Annotated in this window: 18 protein-coding genes and 3 tRNA genes; 6 read left to right on the forward strand and 15 right to left on the reverse strand. The window is 64.8% G+C overall.

The window, feature by feature from the left end; translation table 11 throughout:
• From C5F53_RS11550 to trpE, 12 genes are all read right to left on the reverse strand, one after another.
• The coding region (locus C5F53_RS11550; RefSeq protein WP_236635368.1) for a GTP-binding protein at positions 1–127 on the reverse strand (127 nt) is incomplete at its 3' end.
• An 85-nt stretch (positions 128–212) separates the two neighbouring features.
• Positions 213–287 (reverse strand) — tRNA-Thr (locus tag C5F53_RS11555).
• Positions 288–346: 59 nt separating this feature from the next.
• Positions 347–420: transfer RNA gene (locus C5F53_RS11560), tRNA-Gly, on the reverse strand.
• A 30-nt stretch (positions 421–450) separates the two neighbouring features.
• Positions 451–536, reverse strand: a tRNA-Tyr gene (locus tag C5F53_RS11565).
• A 66-nt stretch (positions 537–602) separates the two neighbouring features.
• Positions 603–1,301 carry a uracil-DNA glycosylase gene (locus C5F53_RS11570; protein ID WP_105261538.1) on the reverse strand — a complete coding sequence of 233 codons (699 nt, stop codon included), beginning with the start codon at positions 1,299–1,301 and terminating at the stop codon, positions 603–605.
• A 3-nt stretch (positions 1,302–1,304) separates the two neighbouring features.
• Entirely contained in the window at positions 1,305–2,096 is a 792-nt protein-coding gene (gene trpC / locus C5F53_RS11575; RefSeq protein WP_105261539.1) for an indole-3-glycerol phosphate synthase TrpC, read from the reverse strand.
• Positions 2,097–2,147: 51 nt separating this feature from the next.
• Positions 2,148–3,191: an anthranilate phosphoribosyltransferase gene (gene trpD / locus C5F53_RS11580; protein WP_105261918.1), complete on the reverse strand. Its 1,044-nt coding sequence runs from the start codon at positions 3,189–3,191 to the stop codon at positions 2,148–2,150.
• Positions 3,192–3,201: 10 nt separating this feature from the next.
• Positions 3,202–3,861, reverse strand: a complete 660-nt coding sequence (locus C5F53_RS11585; protein ID WP_105261540.1) for a LysE family translocator — start codon at positions 3,859–3,861, stop codon at positions 3,202–3,204.
• A 10-nt stretch (positions 3,862–3,871) separates the two neighbouring features.
• The gene (gene ltaE, locus C5F53_RS11590) at positions 3,872–4,954 is read right to left on the reverse strand and encodes a low-specificity L-threonine aldolase (protein WP_105261541.1); all 1,083 of its coding nucleotides are present in this window, start codon (positions 4,952–4,954) and stop codon (positions 3,872–3,874) included.
• A 66-nt stretch (positions 4,955–5,020) separates the two neighbouring features.
• Entirely contained in the window at positions 5,021–5,596 is a 576-nt protein-coding gene (locus C5F53_RS11595) for an aminodeoxychorismate/anthranilate synthase component II (protein WP_105261542.1), read from the reverse strand.
• Positions 5,593–5,913, reverse strand: coding sequence for a chorismate mutase (locus C5F53_RS11600; RefSeq protein ID WP_105261543.1), 321 nt, complete (start codon positions 5,911–5,913; stop codon positions 5,593–5,595). The genes C5F53_RS11595 and C5F53_RS11600 overlap by 4 nt, the downstream gene beginning before the upstream one ends.
• Positions 5,910–7,427 carry an anthranilate synthase component I gene (trpE, locus tag C5F53_RS11605; protein ID WP_105261544.1) on the reverse strand — a complete coding sequence of 506 codons (1,518 nt, stop codon included), beginning with the start codon at positions 7,425–7,427 and terminating at the stop codon, positions 5,910–5,912. The genes C5F53_RS11600 and trpE overlap by 4 nt, the downstream gene beginning before the upstream one ends.
• Positions 7,428–7,822: 395 nt before the next feature.
• Between trpE and C5F53_RS11610 the strand changes: the two genes are divergently transcribed.
• Positions 7,823–8,410, forward strand: a complete 588-nt coding sequence (locus tag C5F53_RS11610) for a chalcone isomerase family protein (protein WP_105261545.1) — start codon at positions 7,823–7,825, stop codon at positions 8,408–8,410.
• Positions 8,411–8,572: 162 nt separating this feature from the next.
• Complete coding sequence (locus C5F53_RS11615; protein ID WP_105261546.1) at positions 8,573–10,126, forward strand: methyl-accepting chemotaxis protein; 1,554 nt, start codon at positions 8,573–8,575, stop codon at positions 10,124–10,126.
• Between the two features lie 7 nt (positions 10,127–10,133).
• Here the strand turns inward: C5F53_RS11615 and gph are convergent, their stop codons facing one another.
• The 3 genes from gph to rpe are packed head-to-tail and all read right to left on the reverse strand — an operon-like array spanning position 10,134 to position 14,383.
• The gene (gph, locus tag C5F53_RS11620) at positions 10,134–10,844 is read right to left on the reverse strand and encodes a phosphoglycolate phosphatase (protein WP_370446728.1); all 711 of its coding nucleotides are present in this window, start codon (positions 10,842–10,844) and stop codon (positions 10,134–10,136) included.
• A 10-nt stretch (positions 10,845–10,854) separates the two neighbouring features.
• Positions 10,855–13,680 carry a bifunctional diguanylate cyclase/phosphodiesterase gene (locus C5F53_RS11625; protein ID WP_105261547.1) on the reverse strand — a complete coding sequence of 942 codons (2,826 nt, stop codon included), beginning with the start codon at positions 13,678–13,680 and terminating at the stop codon, positions 10,855–10,857.
• A 25-nt stretch (positions 13,681–13,705) separates the two neighbouring features.
• A complete protein-coding gene (rpe, locus tag C5F53_RS11630) occupies positions 13,706–14,383 on the reverse strand; it encodes a ribulose-phosphate 3-epimerase (protein WP_105261548.1) in 678 nt (225 codons plus the stop codon).
• A gap of 58 nt (positions 14,384–14,441) precedes the next feature.
• Between rpe and apaG the strand changes: the two genes are divergently transcribed.
• From apaG to C5F53_RS11650, 4 genes are read left to right on the forward strand one after another with little or no spacing between them, the layout of a single operon-like run.
• Positions 14,442–14,834: a Co2+/Mg2+ efflux protein ApaG gene (apaG, locus tag C5F53_RS11635; protein WP_105261549.1), complete on the forward strand. Its 393-nt coding sequence runs from the start codon at positions 14,442–14,444 to the stop codon at positions 14,832–14,834.
• Positions 14,834–16,831: a site-specific recombinase gene (locus C5F53_RS11640; RefSeq protein ID WP_105261550.1), complete on the forward strand. Its 1,998-nt coding sequence runs from the start codon at positions 14,834–14,836 to the stop codon at positions 16,829–16,831. Before apaG ends, C5F53_RS11640 begins: the two co-directional genes overlap by 1 nt.
• 15 nt (positions 16,832–16,846) lie before the next feature.
• Positions 16,847–17,860 carry a thiamine-phosphate kinase gene (gene thiL, locus C5F53_RS11645; protein ID WP_105261920.1) on the forward strand — a complete coding sequence of 338 codons (1,014 nt, stop codon included), beginning with the start codon at positions 16,847–16,849 and terminating at the stop codon, positions 17,858–17,860.
• A gap of 3 nt (positions 17,861–17,863) precedes the next feature.
• Positions 17,864–18,643 carry a Crp/Fnr family transcriptional regulator gene (locus tag C5F53_RS11650; protein ID WP_105261551.1) on the forward strand — a complete coding sequence of 260 codons (780 nt, stop codon included), beginning with the start codon at positions 17,864–17,866 and terminating at the stop codon, positions 18,641–18,643.
• Positions 18,644–18,656 lie beyond the last annotated feature (13 nt).

Genomic DNA, 18,656 nt, shown 5'->3' on the forward strand with positions numbered 1-18,656 from the left:
AGCCGCCAAACTTGGCTGCCAACACGGTGGTGATGGCGGCTGTCAGTGTCGTCTTGCCGTGGTCCACGTGGCCAATCGTGCCTACGTTGACGTGTGGCTTGGTTCGTGTGAATTTTTCTTTACCCATGTTCAGCTCCGAAAAGTAATGAGTTCAAACAATCAAAATTCGCACTACCGCTATCACCAACATGCCAGCGGCAACGCTTTAAAAATGGTGCCCTTTGCGGGAATCGGACCCGCGACCTCTCCCTTACCAAGGGAGTGCTCTACCACTGAGCCAAAAGGGCAAAGTCTGTCGTAGACAAACCTTAAAAATCTATATCACTACGCAGCAACAAATCAACTGTGGAGCGGGGTAGGAGAATCGAACTCCTCGCTTTAGCTTGGAAGGCTAAGGTATTACCACTATACGAACCCCGCAGAGGCTCATGCAAAACAGTCAATCATCACTGGTGGAGAGGGCTGGATTCGAACCAGCGTACTCGTAAGAGGGCAGATTTACAGTCTGCTGCCATTAACCACTCGGCCACCTCTCCTTCGGTGAACCCCGGATTATGCCACGTTAATTTGCCTTCGTCATGAACTTGCGCACAAATTTGCATTTAGACCGTGCCGTGCTCATCGCGCCAGGCCCGTGCCTGCGAGAAATGGCCACAGCCGATAAAGGGCACCGGCGGGCGCAGCGCCGACAGGGGTGAGGGGTGGTTGGCCGTCAGCACCAGGTGGCGGTTGGCGTCGATCAACGCGCGTTTGCTCTGGGCATGGGCGCCCCACAGCATAAACACCGCAGGTTGGGCTTCTTGCGAGACCTGGCGGATCACCGCGTCGGTCAGCACCTCCCAGCCCTTGCCGGAATGGCTGGCGGGCTGGCCCTCCTCCACCGTCAGGCAGGTGTTGAGCAGCAACACGCCTTTTTGCGCCCACTTCACCAGGCTGCCGCCGGGTTGCGGAAAGGCGGGTGGCGGCGTGCCGAGGTCGCGCTGCAGCTCTTTGAAAATGTTGCGCAAGGAGGGCGGGAAGGCCACGCCCGAAGCCACGGAGAACGCCAAGCCCTCCGCCTGGCCGCGCCCATGGTAGGGGTCTTGCCCCAGGATGACCACGCGCACGGATTCGGGCGGCGTCAGCTCCAACGCGCGTAGCGGCTGAGGCGGAAAAACGACGGCACCGGCGTCCAGCCGTTGCTGCAGAAACTGCATCAAGCCCTGCCCCGTCTGGCCTTCAAAAAACCCGTCCACGAGCGATTGCCAGCCCGGGGCCACGGGCCAGTCGGCAGGGTCGGCGTGCAGCAGCTGGTCCGCCATGGCTCAGACGCCGAACAGGGCCGCCAACGCTTCGCCCGGCTCCGGCGCGCGCATGAAGGCTTCGCCGACCAGGAAGGCATTGATGCCAGCAGAGCCCATGCGCAGCACGTCCTCACGGGTGTGGATGCCGCTTTCGGTCACCAGCAGGCGGTCGGTTGGCACCAGGGCTTTGAGCGCCAGCGTGGTGTCCAGCGAGACCTCAAAGGTCTTCAGATTGCGGTTGTTGATGCCGATCAGCGGCGTCTTGAGCTTCAAAGCGCGTTCCAGCTCGGGCTGGTCGTGCACTTCCACCAGCACGGCCATGTCCAGGCCGCGGGCGATGGCTTCGAAGTCACGCATCTGTGCATCGTCCAGGCAGGCGGCGATCAGCAGGATGGCGTCGGCGCCCATGGCGCGCGACTCAAAGATTTGGTAGGCGTCGACCATGAAATCCTTGCGCAGCACAGGCAGCTGGCAGCTCGCGCGGGCCTGCTTCAGGTAGTCAATTTCGCCCTGAAAGAACTGCACATCAGTCAGCACGGACAAGCAGGCCGCGCCATATTCCGCATAGCTCTGCGCGATGTCGGCAGGAATGAAATCTTCGCGCAGCACGCCTTTGGACGGGCTGGCTTTCTTCACTTCCGCGATGACAGCCGGTTTACCGGCCGCCACCTTGGCGCGCAGCGCGCCCACGAAGTCCCGCGTCAGCACGCGCGATTCGGCGTCGGCGCGCACGATATCCAGCGATTTGCGCTTACGGGCCGCTGCCACCTCCTGGTGTTTGACGGCTACGATTTTGTCCAGAATGTCGCTCATAAATCACCTAGTTAGTTGGGGACAGCGCTAAAGGTCTGTCCCGCAAATTCGTTAAATAGCCAGGCGGGCAGAGAGTGCCACCAAGGCGTCGAGCTTGGCTTTCGCCGCTCCTGATTCGATAGCTGCTCGCGCAAGCGCGATACCAGCTTCCATGGTATTGGCCACATTGGCCGCATACAGGGCCACGCCGGCATTGAGGATCACGATGTCCTTGGCCGGGCCGGCCTGGTTGTTTAGCACCCCCAGCAGCATGGCACGTGAGTCTTCAGCGGTTTCCACCTTCAGCGACCGGTTGCTGGCCATGACCATGCCAAAGTCTTCGGGGTGGATTTCGTATTCGCGGATTTCGCCGTCCTTGAGCTCACCCACCAGGGTGCCGGCGCCCAGGCTCACCTCGTCCATGCCGTCGCGGCCATAGACCACGATGGCGTGCTCGGCGCCCAGGCGCTGCAGCGCGCGCACCTGGATTCCCACCAGATCGGCGTGGAACACGCCCATGAGGATGTTGGGCGCACCGGCCGGGTTGGTCAGCGGGCCCAGGATGTTGAAGATGGTGCGCACGCCCATCTCCTTGCGCACCGGCGCCACGTTTTTCATGGCCGGGTGGTGGTTGGGCGCGAACATGAAGCCAATGCCCTGCTCGGCAATGCACTGGGCGATCTGCTCGGGCTTGAGGTTGATATTCAGCCCCAGGGCTTCCAGCACGTCGGCGCTGCCGCTCTTGCTGCTAACGCTGCGCCCGCCGTGCTTGCTGACCTTGGCGCCCCCGGCCGCAGCCACGAACATGCTGCAGGTGGAGATATTGAAGGTGTGCGAGCCATCACCGCCGGTCCCTACGATGTCCACCAAATGGGTTTTGTCGGCCACTTCCACATTGGTGGAGAACTCGCGCATCACCTGCGCGGCGGCGGTGATCTCGCCGATGGTCTCTTTTTTGACGCGCAGCCCCGTGATCAGGGCGGCCATCATGACGGGCGACATCTCGCCGGACATGATCTGGCGCATCAGGTGCAGCATCTCGTCGTGAAAAATCTCGCGGTGCTCGATGGTGCGTTGCAGGGCTTCCTGCGGGGTGATCTTGGCGGTTTGGGTCATGTCCATGTCCTTAAGCCTGGGGCGCTGCGGTCAGCGCCAGTTTGATTCCGAATCCTACAAACATCGCGCCAGCGACGCGATCGAGCCAGTGCATGCTCTTCTGCACGACGCCGGCACGGCGCGCCAGCCAGGCGGCTGCCACGGCCCAGCCCAGGTTCACCCACAGGCCGTTGAAGTTGAACAACAGGCCCAGCAGCAGAAAGGCCAACGGCTTGTTCTCCACGCCGGGCGCGATGAACTGCGGCACAAAGGCCAGGAAGAACAGCGCCACCTTGGGGTTGAGCACATTGGTCCAGAAGCCGCGCAGGAAGATATTTTTTAAGCCGTTTTGGCCTCTAGCCCACGTGGAATCTGCGCCAGCGGCTCCTAATTGCATAGCAGAACCGCTCCTGGTCAGCAGCAGGCGCAGGCCTACATAGACCAGGTAAGCAGCGCCTGCCCACTTGAGCACGGTGAACGCCGTGGCAGACGCGGCTATCAGCGCGCTCACGCCCACGGCAGCGGCGAAGATGTGCACAAAACACCCCGCAGTGATACCCAACGCGGCCACCATGCCGGCGCGCGCGCCGCTACGCAGCGCGTGGGTCACGATGTAGAGCACGTCCGGCCCGGGCGTGAGGTTGAGCAGCACGCCGGCCGCCATGAAGAGCAGGAGTTGGTCGATGGGCATGGCCACGCCTTCAGTACACCGCCGCGCCACGCGGTGCCGGGGCGGCGGCTGCGGTGGCAGGCTGGTTAAAGAAAGCGCGGATGCTGGCCAGCGCATGGTCAATGCCAGCCACGTCCACATCCAGGTGCGTAACAAAGCGCAGGCCAATGAGCCCCGTGGCCAGCACGCCCTGCGCCTTCAGGTAGGCCAGCAGGTCCGGGCCCCGGCCGTCGGCCACGTCGACAAACACGATGTTGGTCTGGGCCGAGCGCACCGTCAGGCCGCTGACGCCTTGCAGCCCCTGCGCTAGCCGCTGGGCCAGGGCATGGTCGTCGGCCAGGCGCTCCAGGTGGTGGTCCAGCGCATGGTTGGCTGCTGCGGCCAACAGGCCCACCTGCCGCATGCCGCCACCGGCCATCTTGCGGATGCGCAGCGCGCGGGCGATCAGCTCCTTGCTGCCGCACAGGGCCGAGCCGACTGGCGCGCCCAGCCCCTTGCTGAAGCAGACCGACACGCTGTCAAAGTGGCTGGCGATACGTTTGGCGGAGGCTAGCGCCGTTTCGCCATCCTGGCGCGAGGCCACGGCCGCGTTGAACAGGCGCGCGCCGTCCAGGTGTACGGCCAGGCCCTTTTCGCGCGCCAGCGCGCTGGCCTGCTGCAGGTAGCTGGCGGGCATGGGGTGGCCGTTCCAGGTGTTTTCCAGGCACAGCAGGCGGGTGCGGGCGAAATGGCAGTCGTCGGGCTTGATGGCGGCGGCGATGTCGGCCAGCGCCATCTGGCCACTGGCGTCCTGCACCAGTGGCTGGGGCTGCACGCTGCCCAGCACGGCGGCGCCACCGCCTTCGTAGCGGTAGGTGTGGGCCAGCTGGCCCACGATGTACTCGTCGCCGCGGCCGCAGTGCGCCAGGATGGCGCAGAGGTTGCTCTGCGTGCCCGTGGGCATGAAGAGCGCGGCCTCAAAGCCCAGCAGGGCGGCCAGCTTCTCCTGCAGCGCGTTCACCGTGGGGTCGTCGCCAAACACGTCGTCGCCCAGCGGGGCGGCGGCCATGGCCGCACGCATGGCGGCGGTGGGTTGCGTGACGGTGTCACTGCGCAAATCAACAATCTTGGTCATATTGGCCTCTAGCCCACGTATTCATTGCGCGAGCAGCTATCAAAAACGTAGTACTTCATGGCTGCCTCACTGCAGGAAGTTCTTCAGCATGGCATGGCCGTGCTCGGTGAGGATGCTTTCCGGGTGGAACTGCACGCCCTCCATGCGCTGCGCAAACGGCAGGCCCGTGTGGCGCACACCCATGATTTCTCCGTCATCGGTCCACGCGGTCACAGCCAGCTCTTTGGGGCAGGACGCACGTTCAATGGCCAGCGAGTGGTAGCGGTTCACGGTGAACTGCTGCGGCAGGCCAGCAAACACGCCCTCTTGCGTGGTGCTGATCACGCTGGTCTTGCCGTGCATGAGTTCCTGCGCACGGATGATCTTGCCGCCCAGCGCGGCGCCAATGCTCTGGTGGCCCAGGCAAACGCCCAGGATGGGCAGCTTGCCCATGAAGTGCTGGATGGCAGCCACCGAAATGCCGGCCTCGGCGGGTGAACACGGGCCGGGGGAAATCACCAGGCGGTCGGCCTTACGCTCGGCAATGCCTTCGAGCGTGATTTCGTCGTTGCGGAACACCTCCACCTCGGCGCCCAGTTCGCCAAAGTACTGGACGATGTTGAAAGTGAACGAATCGTAGTTGTCAATCATCACGAGTTTCATGCTGCTGCTCCTTCCCGCAAGCGGGCGAATTCCCGGTGTTCAAAGGCAATGGATGCGTCCATCAGGGCGCGGTAGGCGGCCTCCACTACGTCAGGCTGGCCACCCAACTCCGTGGCCATGCGGCGCACACGGGCGGCGATGAATTCAATGCGTTCCTGGTCATGCACCTTGGCGGCGTCCTGCTTGATGCGCGCGGCTTGGCTCATGTAGCCCGTGCGCTCCACCAGCAGCGCGGTGATGCGTTCGTCCAGCGCGTCGATGTGGCTGCGTACCTCGGCCATGGTTTCGCAGTGTTGGGCTTGGGGTTGGGTGCTCATTGCAGGCCCTCCTCCACCAGTTCGGCCGCACGCAACAGCGCGCGCGCCTTGGCCTCGGTTTCTTTCCATTCCAGCTCGGGCACGCTGTCGGCCACCACGCCGGCCGCGGCCTGCACGTAGAGCACCTCATCCTTGATGATGCCGGTGCGGATGGCAATGGCCACGTCCATGTCACCTGCATAACTCAGGTAGCCACAGGCGCCGCCGTAAATGCCACGCTTGATGGGCTCCAGCTGGTCAATCACCTCCATGGCGTGCACCTTGGGTGCGCCGGTCAGCGTGCCGGCCGGGAACGTGGCCTTGAGCACATCCATGCTGGTCATGCCGGGGTTCAGCGTGCCTTCCACATTGCTCACGATGTGCATCACGTGGCTGTAGCGCTCGACGATGAAGGCGTCGGTCACCTTGACCGAGCCGATCTGTGCGATGCGGCCAATGTCGTTGCGCGCCAGGTCGATCAGCATCACATGTTCGGCACGTTCCTTGGGATCACCAATCAGCTCCACCTCAGCGGCCTTGTCCAGCTCGGGCGTGGCGCCGCGCGGGCGGGTGCCGGCCAGGGGGCGGATCGTCACTTTGGTACCGGCCTTACCGTCGACAACCACTTGCTCTTGCCTAACCAGAATCTCCGGCGACGCGCCCACCACGTGGAAGTCGCCAAAGTTGTAGAAGTACATGTAGGGGCTGGGGTTCAGCGTGCGCAGCGCGCGGTACAGGCTGAGCGGCGAGGCGGTAAAACGCTTCTTGATGCGCTGGCCCACCTGCACCTGCATGAAGTCGCCGCCGGCAATCATTTCCTTGGCGCGCTCCACGGCGGCGATGTAGTCGGCCTTGGCAAAGTCGCGCTGGGCCTCGAAGCTTTGCGAAGGCTTGATGTCGGGCGCGCTCACCGCCTGCGCCAGCTTGGCCTTGAGCTCCGTCAGGCGCGCCTGGCCGGCGGCGTAGGCATCGGGCGTGGCCGGGTCCACATAGACCATGAGGTGCAGCTTGCCCGACAGGTTGTCGATGACCGCCAGCTCTTCACACTGCAGCAGCAGGATGTCGGGCGTGCCCAGCTCATCGGGCGGGCAGGTGTTTTGCAGCTTTTTCTCGATGTAACGTACCGCGTCGTAGCCAAAGTAGCCCGCCAAGCCACCGCAGAAGCGCGGCATGCCGGGCTGCAGCGCCACCTTGAAACGCTGCTGGTACTGGGCGATGAAGTCCAACGGATTGGCGGTGGAGGTTTCCACCACCACGCCGTCGGTCACCACTTCGGTACACACATCGGCACCAAAACCGCTTGCGCGCAGCAGCGTGCGGGCCGGCAGGCCGATGAAGCTGTAGCGCCCAAAACGTTCGCCGCCCACCACCGACTCCAGCAAAAAGCTGTTGGCAGCGGGTTCGGTGGCGCCATCCGCGCGGGCCAGTTTCAGGTACAGGGACAGCGGAGTTTCCAGGTCGGCAAAGGCCTGGGTGCTCAGGGGGATGCGGTTATAGCCTTGCGCGCGCAGCGCATGGAACTCGGATTCGGTCATGGGGACGGGGCCTCTCAAATCACACTAATCGTTTGGTTGCTGGCAGCCGGGGCTGCAGCCACAAAGGGTGCGCGCAATAGATCGGAGGGGAATCCGTGCCACTTGACCGCGCAAAGCTCAGGAACCGTGCGCGTTGGCCGCCAAAGGTGGCGGCCGGCAGGTGTTAGAGCCCAGGCACAACAGACGAGGTACGCCAGGGCCAGGCTCCCCGGTCGCTAAGACCCATTCTGTTGATGTGGTGGATAAACATGCGTGCCAGTGTAGCAAACCCCAAAACCCCGCCGCCCAACAGACAAATTCACGTTACCCGCAGAAACCCTGATGTACAGTGCCGCTGAACGTTGCAAAATCTCGTTACACAAAAAAGAACGATCGTTCTATTAAGGATTTTCTCCATGACCTTCAAGCACCTTCTCGCTGCAGCACTGACCACTGTCTGGCTGGCCAGCCCCTTGGCCCAGGCGGCCACCCAGGACATCCATGGCGTCAAGGTTGAAGACAGCGCCATGGTGAGTGGCACCAAGCTGCTGCTCAACGGCGCCGGCACACGTTACAAGGGCCCGTTCAAGGTGTACGTGGGTGACCTGTACACCAGCAAAAAAGTGAACTCGCTGGACGAACTCATGGCCGCCCCCGGCCCCAAGCGCCTGACCATGACGTTTTTGCGCGAAATTGAAGCCGGTCCGTTTGGCAAACTGCTGACCCGCGGCGTGGAAGACAACGTGCCCAAGAATGAAATGTCCAAACTCGTGCCCGGCCTGATCCGCATGGGCGACATCTTCACGGTCAACAAGGTGCTGCTGCCCGGTGACGTGATCACGCTGGACTGGATTCCTGGCACCGGCATGGTGGTCACTGCCAAGGGCAAGGTCCAGGGTGAACCCTTCAAGGAACCCGAGTTTTACAAGGCCATCATGTCCATCTGGTTTGGCCCGGTGCCTGCCGATTTCCGACTCAAAGACGCGCTACTCGGCCAGAAATAAGCGGTCGGACTCTGCGCAACAAGGCCTGCCGGGGCAACCTGGCAGGCCTTTTTTGTTTTTTACGCCGCCCGCCCCCCGTTCGGGGGATGACAAGCTCCTGGCTAACCTGTAGTCTGGGGACAGACCTTGCTTTTTGACAGTGACACCTCTGGAGATTGCGCAATGAAACTCAGCCTGAAACTGCCCCTCGCCTTTGCCATTGCCCTGGCACTGCTGTTTGTGGGAGGGATGTTCGGCATCAGCACCCTCAACAGCGCCATCTCCACTTACCAGCACGAGGTCTTGCGAGACGTTGCCGCCAACAAAAAAGCAGCTGACATTGCGGGCAACTTTTCCACCGCTATCCAGGAGTGGAAAAACGTGCTTTTGCGCGGCAAGGAGCCCAAAGACCTGGACCGTTACTGGACCGCCCACCAGGCAGAAATGAAAGCCGTAGCCAAAGGCCTGGACGAGCTCAATGGTCTGCTGGAGCCTGGCCCCAGCAAGGACACGGCCACCAAGCTGGGGACTGCGATGCAGTCCGCAACCCAAGGGTACGAAGCCGCGCTGCAGGCCTACAAAGCGGCCGACATGGACTTTGCCGCTGGCGACAAGGCCGCGCGCGGCAAAGACCGAGATGCCGTGGCCTTCTTGGGAGAGCTGCGCAAACAACTGTCCGAACAGGAACGCCAGGCCTCGGAGGGCGCCAGCGCCGTGGCCGCACGTGGCAGCAAGCTGGCCTATGGCGTCATGGTCTTGGTGACCCTGGCCGGCCTGGCCGGCAGCATCTTGCTGAGCCGACAAATTGTGCGCCCCCTCAATGAGGCCGTCACCGTGGCCGACAGGGTGGCCAGTGGCGACCTGACCGCCCACTTGCACACCAATGGCCGCGACGAAGTGGCCGCCCTCATGCGCTCCCTCCAATCCATGCAAGGCAGCCTGTCCACGCTGGTCATCAAAGTGCGCGAAGGCTCTCAGGGTGTCGCCCTGGCAAGCTCGGAAATTGCCCAGGGCAACCACGACCTTTCGGCCCGCACCGAGCAGCAGGCCAGCGCGCTGGAAGAGGCCGCCGCCAGCATGGAAGAGCTGGGCTCGGCCGTGAGCCACAGCTCTGACAACGCGCGCCAAGCCAGCCAGATGGCGGCCAATGCCTCCAGCGTGGCACAACAGGGTGGTGAAGTGGTGGCGCAGGTGGTGCACACCATGAAGGACATCAACGAGTCGTCCAGCCGGATTGCCGAAATCATCAGCGTGATTGACGGCATTGCGTTTCAGACCAACATCCTGGCGCTCAACGCCGCCGTAGAGGCTGCGCGGGCCGGTGAACAGGGGCGTGGCTTTGCGGTGGTGGCCTCAGAGGTGCGGGCCCTGGCCGGACGCAGTGCCGAGGCGGCCAAGGAGATCAAGACCTTGATTGGTGCCAGCGTAGCGCGGGTGGAGCAAGGCAGCTCGCTGGTGGACCGGGCTGGCAACACCATGGGCGAAGTGGTGAGTGCGATCCGCCGCGTGACCGATATGGTGGGCGAAATCAGCGCCGCCAGCACCGAACAAAACACCGGCGTAGCCCAGGTCAGCGAGGCGGTCTCCCAGATCGACCAAGCCACCCAGCAAAATGCGGCGCTGGTGGAGCAAATGGCCGCGGCGGCCAGTGGCCTCAAGCAGCAGGCGCAAGACCTGGTGTCGCTGGTGGCCGTCTTCAAGGTGGATGGTGCCGAGCAGGGCCTGCTGCCCGCCTGAACGCCGCTCAGTCGGCCCAGCGCAACGCGTCCAGCGCGTCGGCATAGGCGTCGGCATCCACCGACTCAACAGGCTCACCGTGGTTGTACCCGTAGCGCACCAGCAGCACCGGGCAGCCAGCGGCCCGCGCGGCCTGGGCGTCGTTGCTGGAGTCGCCCACCATCAGCGTGCGGGCGGGCTGCGTGCCCAGCAGGCTGCAGGCGTGCAGCAGCGGCATCGGGTCGGGCTTCTTGCGCGCCACGGCGTCGCCGCCCACCACGTGCAGAAAGAAGCCGTCCAGCCCCTTGTGCTGCAACAGCGTGTAGGCAAAGGCCGTGGGCTTGTTGGTCACACAGACCAGGCGCAGGCCCGCGGCCTGCCACTGCTGCAGGCCCTCGCGGGCGCCCGGGTAGACCGCGGAGTAGTCGCCGTTGATGGCTTGGTAATGCACCTGGTAGCGGGCCCAGGCCAGCTCGTACATCGCTACTGAATTGATAGCTGCTTGCGCAGCATCCACGTGGGCCAGAAGGCTTTTTATCAAGTTTTCTGAGCCTTTGCCGACCATACGCTCCACGAGGGCATGGCTGACCGTGAAATCGGCAAACGGCGCGGGCAAGTCGCGCAGCATGCGCTGCAGGGCCTCGACAAAATCGCCCAGGGTGTCCACCAGGGTACCGTCCAGGTCCACGATGGCGGCATCGAACTGGCGCAGGGGCCAGGGCAAGGGAGTCAGGCTCACAGGGGTTTCCTTAGGTTGAGGGGGTAGCCGGGCCAGGCACGCCACCGGCCTGCACCCAGGCCACCAGCGCGCTGGCCTCCATGGGGCGGCTGAACCAGTAACCCTGGCCGCGCTCACAGCCCATGGCCAGCATCTGAGCGGCCTGCTCGGGCGTCTCGATGCCCTCGGCCACGGTGCCCAGCCCCAGGGCTCGGGCCACGCGCAGGGTGGCGTCAATCAGCACGCGGTGGTACTCACTCTGGCCAGCCTGGCTGACAAAGGAGCGGTCGATCTTCACCGCGTTCACCGGCAGCTCGTGCAGGCAGGAGAGTGAGGAGTAACCGGTGCCAAAGTCGTCCAGCGACAGGCCCACGCCCAGCGCGCGGATGTCGCGCAGCGTCTGCTGCACCTCCTTGTCCTGGGCGGCCAGGCTTTCGGTCACTTCCAGCACCAGCTGCTGGGGCGCCATGTTGTGGGCGCGCACCGCATCCAGAATGTCGGCCACCAGCCGCGGCTGGCGCAGCTGCGCGCGCGACAGGTTGACTGCCATGCTGGGCGGCGCCAAAGGCCCGAGCTGCTGTTGCAACTGCTCGAAGGTGCTGCAGGCCCGCTGCAGCACAAACTGGCCCAGCGCATCAATCAAGCCACAGGCCTCAGCCACGGGAATAAAGTCTGCCGGCGACACCAGGCCCCGCTGCGGGTGCTGCCAGCGCACCAGCGCCTCCACCCCCAGCAGCGCGTGGCTGCCCAGCTGCACCACGGGCTGGTAGACCACAAACATCTGCCCCAGCGTAAGCGCCTGGCGCAGGTCGTTCTCCAGCGACACCGAGGCGTTCACGCGCTGGCGCATGGCCGGGTCAAACATGGCGTAGCGCGCACGGCCACTGCGCTTGGCCTCGTACATGGCGATGTCGGCGTCGCGCAGCACGCTGTCGGCATCCAATTCGGCGTGGGTGCTGGTCACAATGCCGATGCTGACCGTGGAGCTGACGCGGTGGCCCTCCACCTGGTAGGGCGCAGCTAGCACATCCAGCAGTCGGCTGGCCACGATTTCGGCGTCCAGGTCGCCGCGGATGTCGTCCAGCAGCACCACAAACTCGTCGCCGCCAATGCGGGCCGCCATCTGGGCAAAGTCGCTGGTGTGCACAAAGCTGTCGCCCGGGCGCAGGCTGTCCTGCAGACGGCGCGCAATCTGGCGCAGCAGCTCGTCACCCACGGTGTGGCCCAGGGTGTCGTTGACCTGCTTGAAGCGGTCAAAGTCCATAAACAGCACGGCAAAGTTGTAGCCCGGCTGTGCCCGGTGCCGGTCGATGGCCTGGCGGATTTTTTCCACCACCACCGTGCGGTTGGGCAGTTGGGTCAGGCCGTCGGTGCGGGCCGCTACGCGCAGCTGCTGCTCCATCGCTTTCTGGGCATTCACGTCCATGGCCACGCCGGCCATGCGCAGGGCGCGCCCCTGCACATCGCGGTCGGCCACATTGCCGGTGAACAACATCCAGACCCAACGCCCGGCACGGTGCCGCGCCCGCACCGAGAGTCGGTGCGGCGTGTCCGGGTCGCGCAGGTGGTGGCGCAGCGACTCCTGCCAGTGGGGCTGGTCATCCGGGTGAATCAGGTCGAACCAGCTGGCGGCGGCCATATTGAGCTCGCCCGGCATGTACCCCAGGGTGGCCAAAAAGCGGTCGTTGCAGTGGATGGTGTCAGTCACCATGTCCCAGTGCCAGATGCCAAGGCCCGCGCCGTCCACCGCCAGGCGCAGCACCTGCTGCTGGGCGCGCACCTCGGTCATGTCGGTGGCCACCAGCACCCAGCCGTTGAGCGTGCCGTCTTCGTCGCTGATGGGCTGCATGTCCACCAGCACCCAACCCAGCTCGGCCTTGCGGGTGGCGATGCGGATCTCGCGCTTGATGCCCTGGTTCTGGCGCAGGGCCGCATAAAACTCGGCAAACCGCGCCGGGTCGGCGCTGCGCGCCTTGAGCAGGGTGCCAATGCGCCGCCCCTGGGCCTTGGCCTGGGTGAACCCGGTGAGCTGGGCAAAGGCCGCATTGATCCACTCCACCCGGTGCTTGGCATCGGTAATAGCAATGGCATTGGAGCTCAGCTCGGCCACCCGGGCCAGCCGGGTCAGGCGCTCGGTCTGGCGCGACAGCGCCAGGTACTGGCGGCGCACCGCACGCGCCGTGGGCTCCACCACCAACAGCGCCAGCACAATAAAAAGGAGGACGGCAAAACCGGTGAACCAGCGCACCTGCACCAAGGCCTGGTCGCTGCGCGCACGCGCAGCGCGCTGCACCTCGCCCACCAGCGCTGCGTTGGCCTGGAGCGAGCCGTCCAGCGCGCTCTGCAGCACGCCCACGGCATTGGCAGCAGCGCCCACATCCTGGCGCTGCAACTGCCACAGCACGGCCTGCACCCGGTACCACAGGGTTTCGCGCTGGCGCCGCCACTCCTGCAACGCGGCTCGCATGGCACCATCGGCTGTGCCGGTGGCCTGGGCTTGCCGCGCCAGCAGTTCTTCCAGGTGCTGGGCCTGCAGCAGCGACAGTGCCAGCGTGTCCGACAGGGGCGCCACCACCGGTTGGGGTTGGTGGTGCAGCAGCGCCAGCTGGGCCGCATGGGCGCCCAGGCGCTGGGTCAGCGTGCCCTGCTCGGCCGCGGCCTGGATGATTTCCATGTCCATCTGGCGCATGGCTTCTGACTGCCCGATGCGCCAGGCCCGAAGCAGGGACAATACGGCCAGCAACACCATCATGGCGTACATGGCCCAGCGCACGCGGCGGTGTGCAAAACCTTCACCGGCCACGCTGCGCCCCCAGGGCCAGGGCGACTTGGGCGTGGCAGCGGGGGTGGGTGTCAATGTGCGGTCCGGTGTGTCTGTGGCATCAGGCCTTCAGGGCCAGGCGCATGGCGTCAATCACGCCCTTGTAGTCGGGCTTGCCAAAGATGGCGCTGCCGGCCACAAAGGTGTCGGCGCCAGCATCGGCCACGCGGCGGATGTTGTCGGTCTTAATGCCGCCATCCACTTCCAAGCGAATATCTTTGCCCGATGCATCAATCCGTTTGCGCACGTCTTCAATCTTGCGCAGCGCCGAGTCAATAAAGCTCTGGCCGCCAAAACCGGGGTTCACGCTCATGATGAGGATCAGGTCGATGTCTTCAATCACCCAGTCCAGCACGTCCAGCGGTTCGGCCGGGTTGAAGACCAGCCCCGCCTTCACGCCCTTGCTCTTGATGGCCTGGATGCTGCGGTGCACATGGCCCGACGCGTCGGGGTGAAAGCTGATGTAATCGGCCCCCGCCTCGGCAAAACTGGCGGCCAGCGCATCCACGGGCGAGATCATCAGGTGCACGTCAATCGGCACCGCCACGCCGGCGGCCGTCTTGGCGTGCGGCTTCAAGGCGCTGCAAATCATGGGGCCGAAGGTCAGGTTGGGCACGTAATGGTTGTCCATCACGTCAAAGTGGATCCAGTCGGAACCCGCGTCAATGACGGCTTTGACCTCTTCCCCCAGGCGGGCGAAGTCGGCAGACAGGATGGAGGGGGCAATGCGGTACGTCATGGCAGGGGCTTGGGAAGGGTGTTGACAGGGCCTCTATTTTCGCAGGTAGCATTGGCCCATGGCCAAATACGAATTTCTGGTGGAAGTTGCACCCCAGTACCTCCCCGACCAATCTGCACCTGCCGATGACATGTACGTGTTTGCGTACACCATCACCATCACCAACACGGGCGATGTGACGGCGCAGCTGATCTCGCGCACCTGGAACGTCAACGACGCCAATGGCCACACCGAAAAGGTGAAGGGCCTGGGCGTGGTGGGCCAGCAACCGCTGCTCAAACCCGGCCAGTCTTTTGAATACACCAGCGGCACCCGCCTGCGCACGCCCACTGGCACCATGCACGGCAGCTTTTTCTGTGTGGCCGAAGACGGCGAGAAGTTTGACGCCGACATTCCTATGTTTGTGCTGGACGCCCTGAGCGACGCGGGTGGCTCCCGCACCCTGCACTGATGGCCGCGCCCGCTGTGCCCAGCGACATCTCTACCCTGCTGGAGACGCTGAACCCCGAGGCCGGGCTGGTCGAGCGCCATGTCTGGCTGATCCGCCTGCTCGAATGGATACGCGGTGACAACAGCGCCCCCGAGGCCGCCGTGGCCCGCGTGGACCTGCTGCTGGACGTGTTGGACGCCCGCCCGCAAACCACCGAAAAACTGCAAGCCTGGTGGCGCGCCCTGCTGCACACGGTGGACGGCAGCACGCTGCTGTCGGACTACGGTTTTGGCTCGCGCAACGCCTTTGTCAGCGAGCTGGTGGACCGCCTGCACCACAAGCTGCTGCCGGCCACCCCAGAGACGTCTGACGCCTCCGAGTTGTTTGGCCTGGTGCTGGACGACGAACACGACGCCCAGTGGCTGGCCGCCCTGCCCACGCCCACGCTGCAGCGCCTAGCGCAGCTGCTCAGCACACCCGCCGTGGGCCACAACGCCACGCTGCACCCTGGGCTCACCCACTGGCACAGCACCTTGCTGGACGCCATGACCTTCTGCACCAGCCAGATCCGCGCGGCCGGTTTTTCACCCGAAATCCGCCTGCGCATGAGCAGCCCGGCGCAAGATGCCAGCCCTTTCCACACCCTGGCGGCGGACCTGGACGCCGTGTGCGAGGCCTGGATGGCCGGGCACGACACCCAGGCCGCGGTGCTGCGTTTTCGCACCCAACTGGACGCCTGCCGCCACGCCGCCTCGTCCGTCTACACCCACCTCGATGCCCACGGCATCTCGGTAGACCTGGTGTTCCGCCTGCGCCAACTGCGCGAGCGTGTGCTGCGTGTGCGCGCCCTGCTCGACTGTCTATTGGACGACGACAGCCACCGCGCCAGCGCACGCCTGCTCTCGCACCTGGCCAGCGTGAGCCAGGAGCAGCGCAGTATTGGCGCGCTGGTGGCGTCCAACTCATCATTGCTGGCGGCCAAGGTGGCCGAGCGCAGCTCGGAGACGGGCGAGCACTACATCACCCGCACCCGCGCCGAATACCGCGAGATGCTGGGCAACGCCGCTGGCGGTGGCGCGCTCACGGCGCTGACCACGGCCATGAAGTTCGGTCTGATGGCCGTGGGGCTGTCGGCATTTTGGTATGGCTTCTGGTCTGGCGTGGTTTACGCGGCCAGTTTTGTGCTGATCCAGCTGCTGCATTTCACGCTGGCCACCAAGCAGCCCGCCATGACGGCCCCGGCCATGGCCGCCAAGCTCAAGGACATTTCCGACGCGCAGGCGCTGGGCGCCTTTGTGGACGAGGTCACGCACCTGGTGCGCTCACAGGTGGCCGCGGTGCTGGGCAACGTGGCGGTGGTGTTTCCGGTGGCCATTGCGCTGTCGGCCGCCATGGCGCTGACGCTGGGCGCCCCCATGATCACCGTGGACCGCGCTCACTACGTGCTGCATTCGCTCACGCTGATGGGTCCGTCCCTGCTGTTTGCCGCCTTCACGGGGGTGCTGCTGTTCTCTAGCAGCATCATTGCCGGCTGGACGGAGAACTGGTTTGTGCTGCACCGGCTGGACTCGGCCATCCGTTACAACCCGCGCATCACCACCTGGCTGGGCACGGCGCGGGCCGACCGCTGGGCGCAGTTCATGCGCCACAACATCTCGGGCCTGGCGGCCAATATCTCGCTAGGTTTCATGCTTGGCCTGGTGCCGCCCATCCTGGCCTTTCTGGGTCCGGCGCTCGATGTGCGCCACGTCACGCTGTCCGCCGGGCAGCTGGGTGCGGCATGCGCCGCCCTGGGCTGGGAGGTGGTGAAGAACCCCGCGCTGTGGTGGGCCGTGGCCAGCATTCCGCTGATTGGTGTGCTCAATGTGGGCGTGAGTTTTTACCTGGCCTTCCGCGTGGCGCTGCAGGCGCACAACGTCTCGGGCGTCGGGCGCTCGCGCATCCAGGGCGCCATTTGGGCACGCCTGCGCCAGGCACCACTGAGCTTCTTCTGGCCCGCACGCGACAGCGGGGCCTGACGCACTGTGGCCGGGCTGGGCGAATTTGAGCTGATCACACGCTACTTCCAGCGCCCCCAGCGGGCCCTGGACGAAGGCGTAGTGCTGGGCGTGGGTGACGACTGCGCGCTTTTGCAGCCCACCCCGGGCATGCAATGGGCCGTGAGCAGCGACATGCTGGTCAGCGGCCGCCATTTCTTTCCCGACGTAGACCCGCGCACCCTGGGCCACAAAGCACTGGCCGTGAACCTGAGCGACCTGGCCGCCTGTGGTGCCAAGCCACGCGCTTTCACACTGGCATTGGCCCTGCCCGAGGCACGGGCCGAATGGCTGCAACCCTTTTCCGAAGGCCTGTTCGCTCTGGCCGATGCCCACGGCTGCGCGCTGATGGGCGGCGATACCACACGCGGCCCGCTCAACATCTGCATCACCGTGATGGGTGAGGTGCCACCGGGGCAAGCCCTGCTACGCAGCGGCGCCCGTGTGGGCGACGATGTGTACGTGAGCGGCACGCTGGGCGACGCCGCGCTGGCGCTGCGGTGCCTGCAAGGCCGCGTCCACTTACCACCCGCCGTGCTGGCCCAGGCCCGCCAGCGGCTGGAGCAGCCCACACCACGCGTGGCCCTGGGCCTGGCGCTGCGCGGCGTAGCCAGCGCCGCAGCCGATGTGAGCGACGGCCTGCTGGGCGACCTGGGCCACATCCTCGCCCAGAGCGGCGTGGGCGCCACGGTGGATGCTGACATTGCTATACATTTGATAGCTACTTGCGCATATTCCACAAGGGATAGAGGCCAATTTGATGCCGAAATACCGCCTGCGCTGGCTTTGCAGTGTGTGCTGGCCGGTGGCGACGACTACGAGCTGGTGTTCACCGCGCCACCCGCGCAGGCCGCCGCCGTGCAGGCCGCAGCGCGGGCCAGCGGCACACCGGTCACCCGCATCGGCCGCACCGAGGCGATGGCCGGTGTGCGCGTGGTGGACGGCAGCGGTGCGCTGCTGCCCGGCCCCTGGGCCAGCTTTGACCACTTTGCCACCCCGCCCCGCCCCTGAGCCATGCCCACCAGCAGCTACATCCTGCAGCGCCTGCGCAAGCTCGGGCTCAACGACGCCGTAGCCGCGCAGACTGCCACCGTGGTGAAGGTGCAGTCCTTTGACGCTGGACGCAAGATCTGGGTCAAGGGCAGCGAGGTGGGCCACTGGCAGTACATCATCAGCGGCCTGGTGTCGGCCTCCATCTCCACCACCAACTCCGAGTCCACGCCCCTGTCCATCTACGGCAAAGGCGCCTGGTTTGGCGAGCAGTCCATCATCAACCGCAAGCCCAGCTTTGCCGACTACGTGTGCCTCACCGCCACTGAGGTGCTGGCGCTGCCGGCCGCCACCTTTGACACGCTGTTTGTGCAGGAGCCGCACTTTGCGCGTTATGTGGCCAAGCTGATGGCCTGGCGGGTGCAAAAGACCTCGGAAACGCTGACCCTGATGAAGCTGGGCAACCCCTGCCTGCGCGTGGTGATGGGCCTGGCCCAGTTTGCCGAGGCACTGGCCTACAAGTCGGACCGGCCGCCCACCATCGGCTTTGGCGAGGGGGTGGAGATTCCCATCGCCCAAACTACGCTGGCCTCGCTGTGCGGTGTGTCGCGCACGCTGTTTTCAGAATACGTGCAGCAACTGGCCCAGCAGGGCTGGCTCAAAATTTCTTACGGCAAGCTGGAGATCCTGAACATCGGCACCTGGCACGCCTTTGCCCGCAGCCAGCGCGAAGACAGCGTAAGCCACCTCAACGCCAGCATCGACGAACTGCTGCAGATACTGCGCGGGCTGGAGCCAGCCTGACGCACAGAGGTGC

This window comes from Rhodoferax sp. TS-BS-61-7, from assembly GCF_002943465.1.
Lineage (GTDB): Bacteria > Pseudomonadota > Gammaproteobacteria > Burkholderiales > Burkholderiaceae_C > Allorhodoferax.

Bases quoted from the DNA above. Each gene is read 5' to 3' on its own strand.
- C5F53_RS11570 (WP_105261538.1), bottom strand. From the start codon at position 1,301: ATGGCGGACCAGCTGCTGCACGCCGACCCTGCCGACTGGCCCGTGGCC.
- trpC (WP_105261539.1), bottom strand. From the start codon at position 2,096: ATGAGCGACATTCTGGACAAAATCGTAGCCGTCAAACACCAGGAGGTG.
- trpD (WP_105261918.1), bottom strand. From the start codon at position 3,191: ATGACCCAAACCGCCAAGATCACCCCGCAGGAAGCCCTGCAACGCACC.
- C5F53_RS11585 (WP_105261540.1), bottom strand. From the start codon at position 3,861: ATGCCCATCGACCAACTCCTGCTCTTCATGGCGGCCGGCGTGCTGCTC.
- ltaE (WP_105261541.1), bottom strand. From the start codon at position 4,954: ATGACCAAGATTGTTGATTTGCGCAGTGACACCGTCACGCAACCCACC.
- C5F53_RS11595 (WP_105261542.1), bottom strand. From the start codon at position 5,596: ATGAAACTCGTGATGATTGACAACTACGATTCGTTCACTTTCAACATC.
- C5F53_RS11600 (WP_105261543.1), bottom strand. From the start codon at position 5,913: ATGAGCACCCAACCCCAAGCCCAACACTGCGAAACCATGGCCGAGGTA.
- trpE (WP_105261544.1), bottom strand. From the start codon at position 7,427: ATGACCGAATCCGAGTTCCATGCGCTGCGCGCGCAAGGCTATAACCGC.
- C5F53_RS11610 (WP_105261545.1), top strand. From the start codon at position 7,823: ATGACCTTCAAGCACCTTCTCGCTGCAGCACTGACCACTGTCTGGCTG.
- C5F53_RS11615 (WP_105261546.1), top strand. From the start codon at position 8,573: ATGAAACTCAGCCTGAAACTGCCCCTCGCCTTTGCCATTGCCCTGGCA.
- rpe (WP_105261548.1), bottom strand. From the start codon at position 14,383: ATGACGTACCGCATTGCCCCCTCCATCCTGTCTGCCGACTTCGCCCGC.
- apaG (WP_105261549.1), top strand. From the start codon at position 14,442: ATGGCCAAATACGAATTTCTGGTGGAAGTTGCACCCCAGTACCTCCCC.
- C5F53_RS11640 (WP_105261550.1), top strand. From the start codon at position 14,834: ATGGCCGCGCCCGCTGTGCCCAGCGACATCTCTACCCTGCTGGAGACG.
- C5F53_RS11650 (WP_105261551.1), top strand. From the start codon at position 17,864: ATGCCCACCAGCAGCTACATCCTGCAGCGCCTGCGCAAGCTCGGGCTC.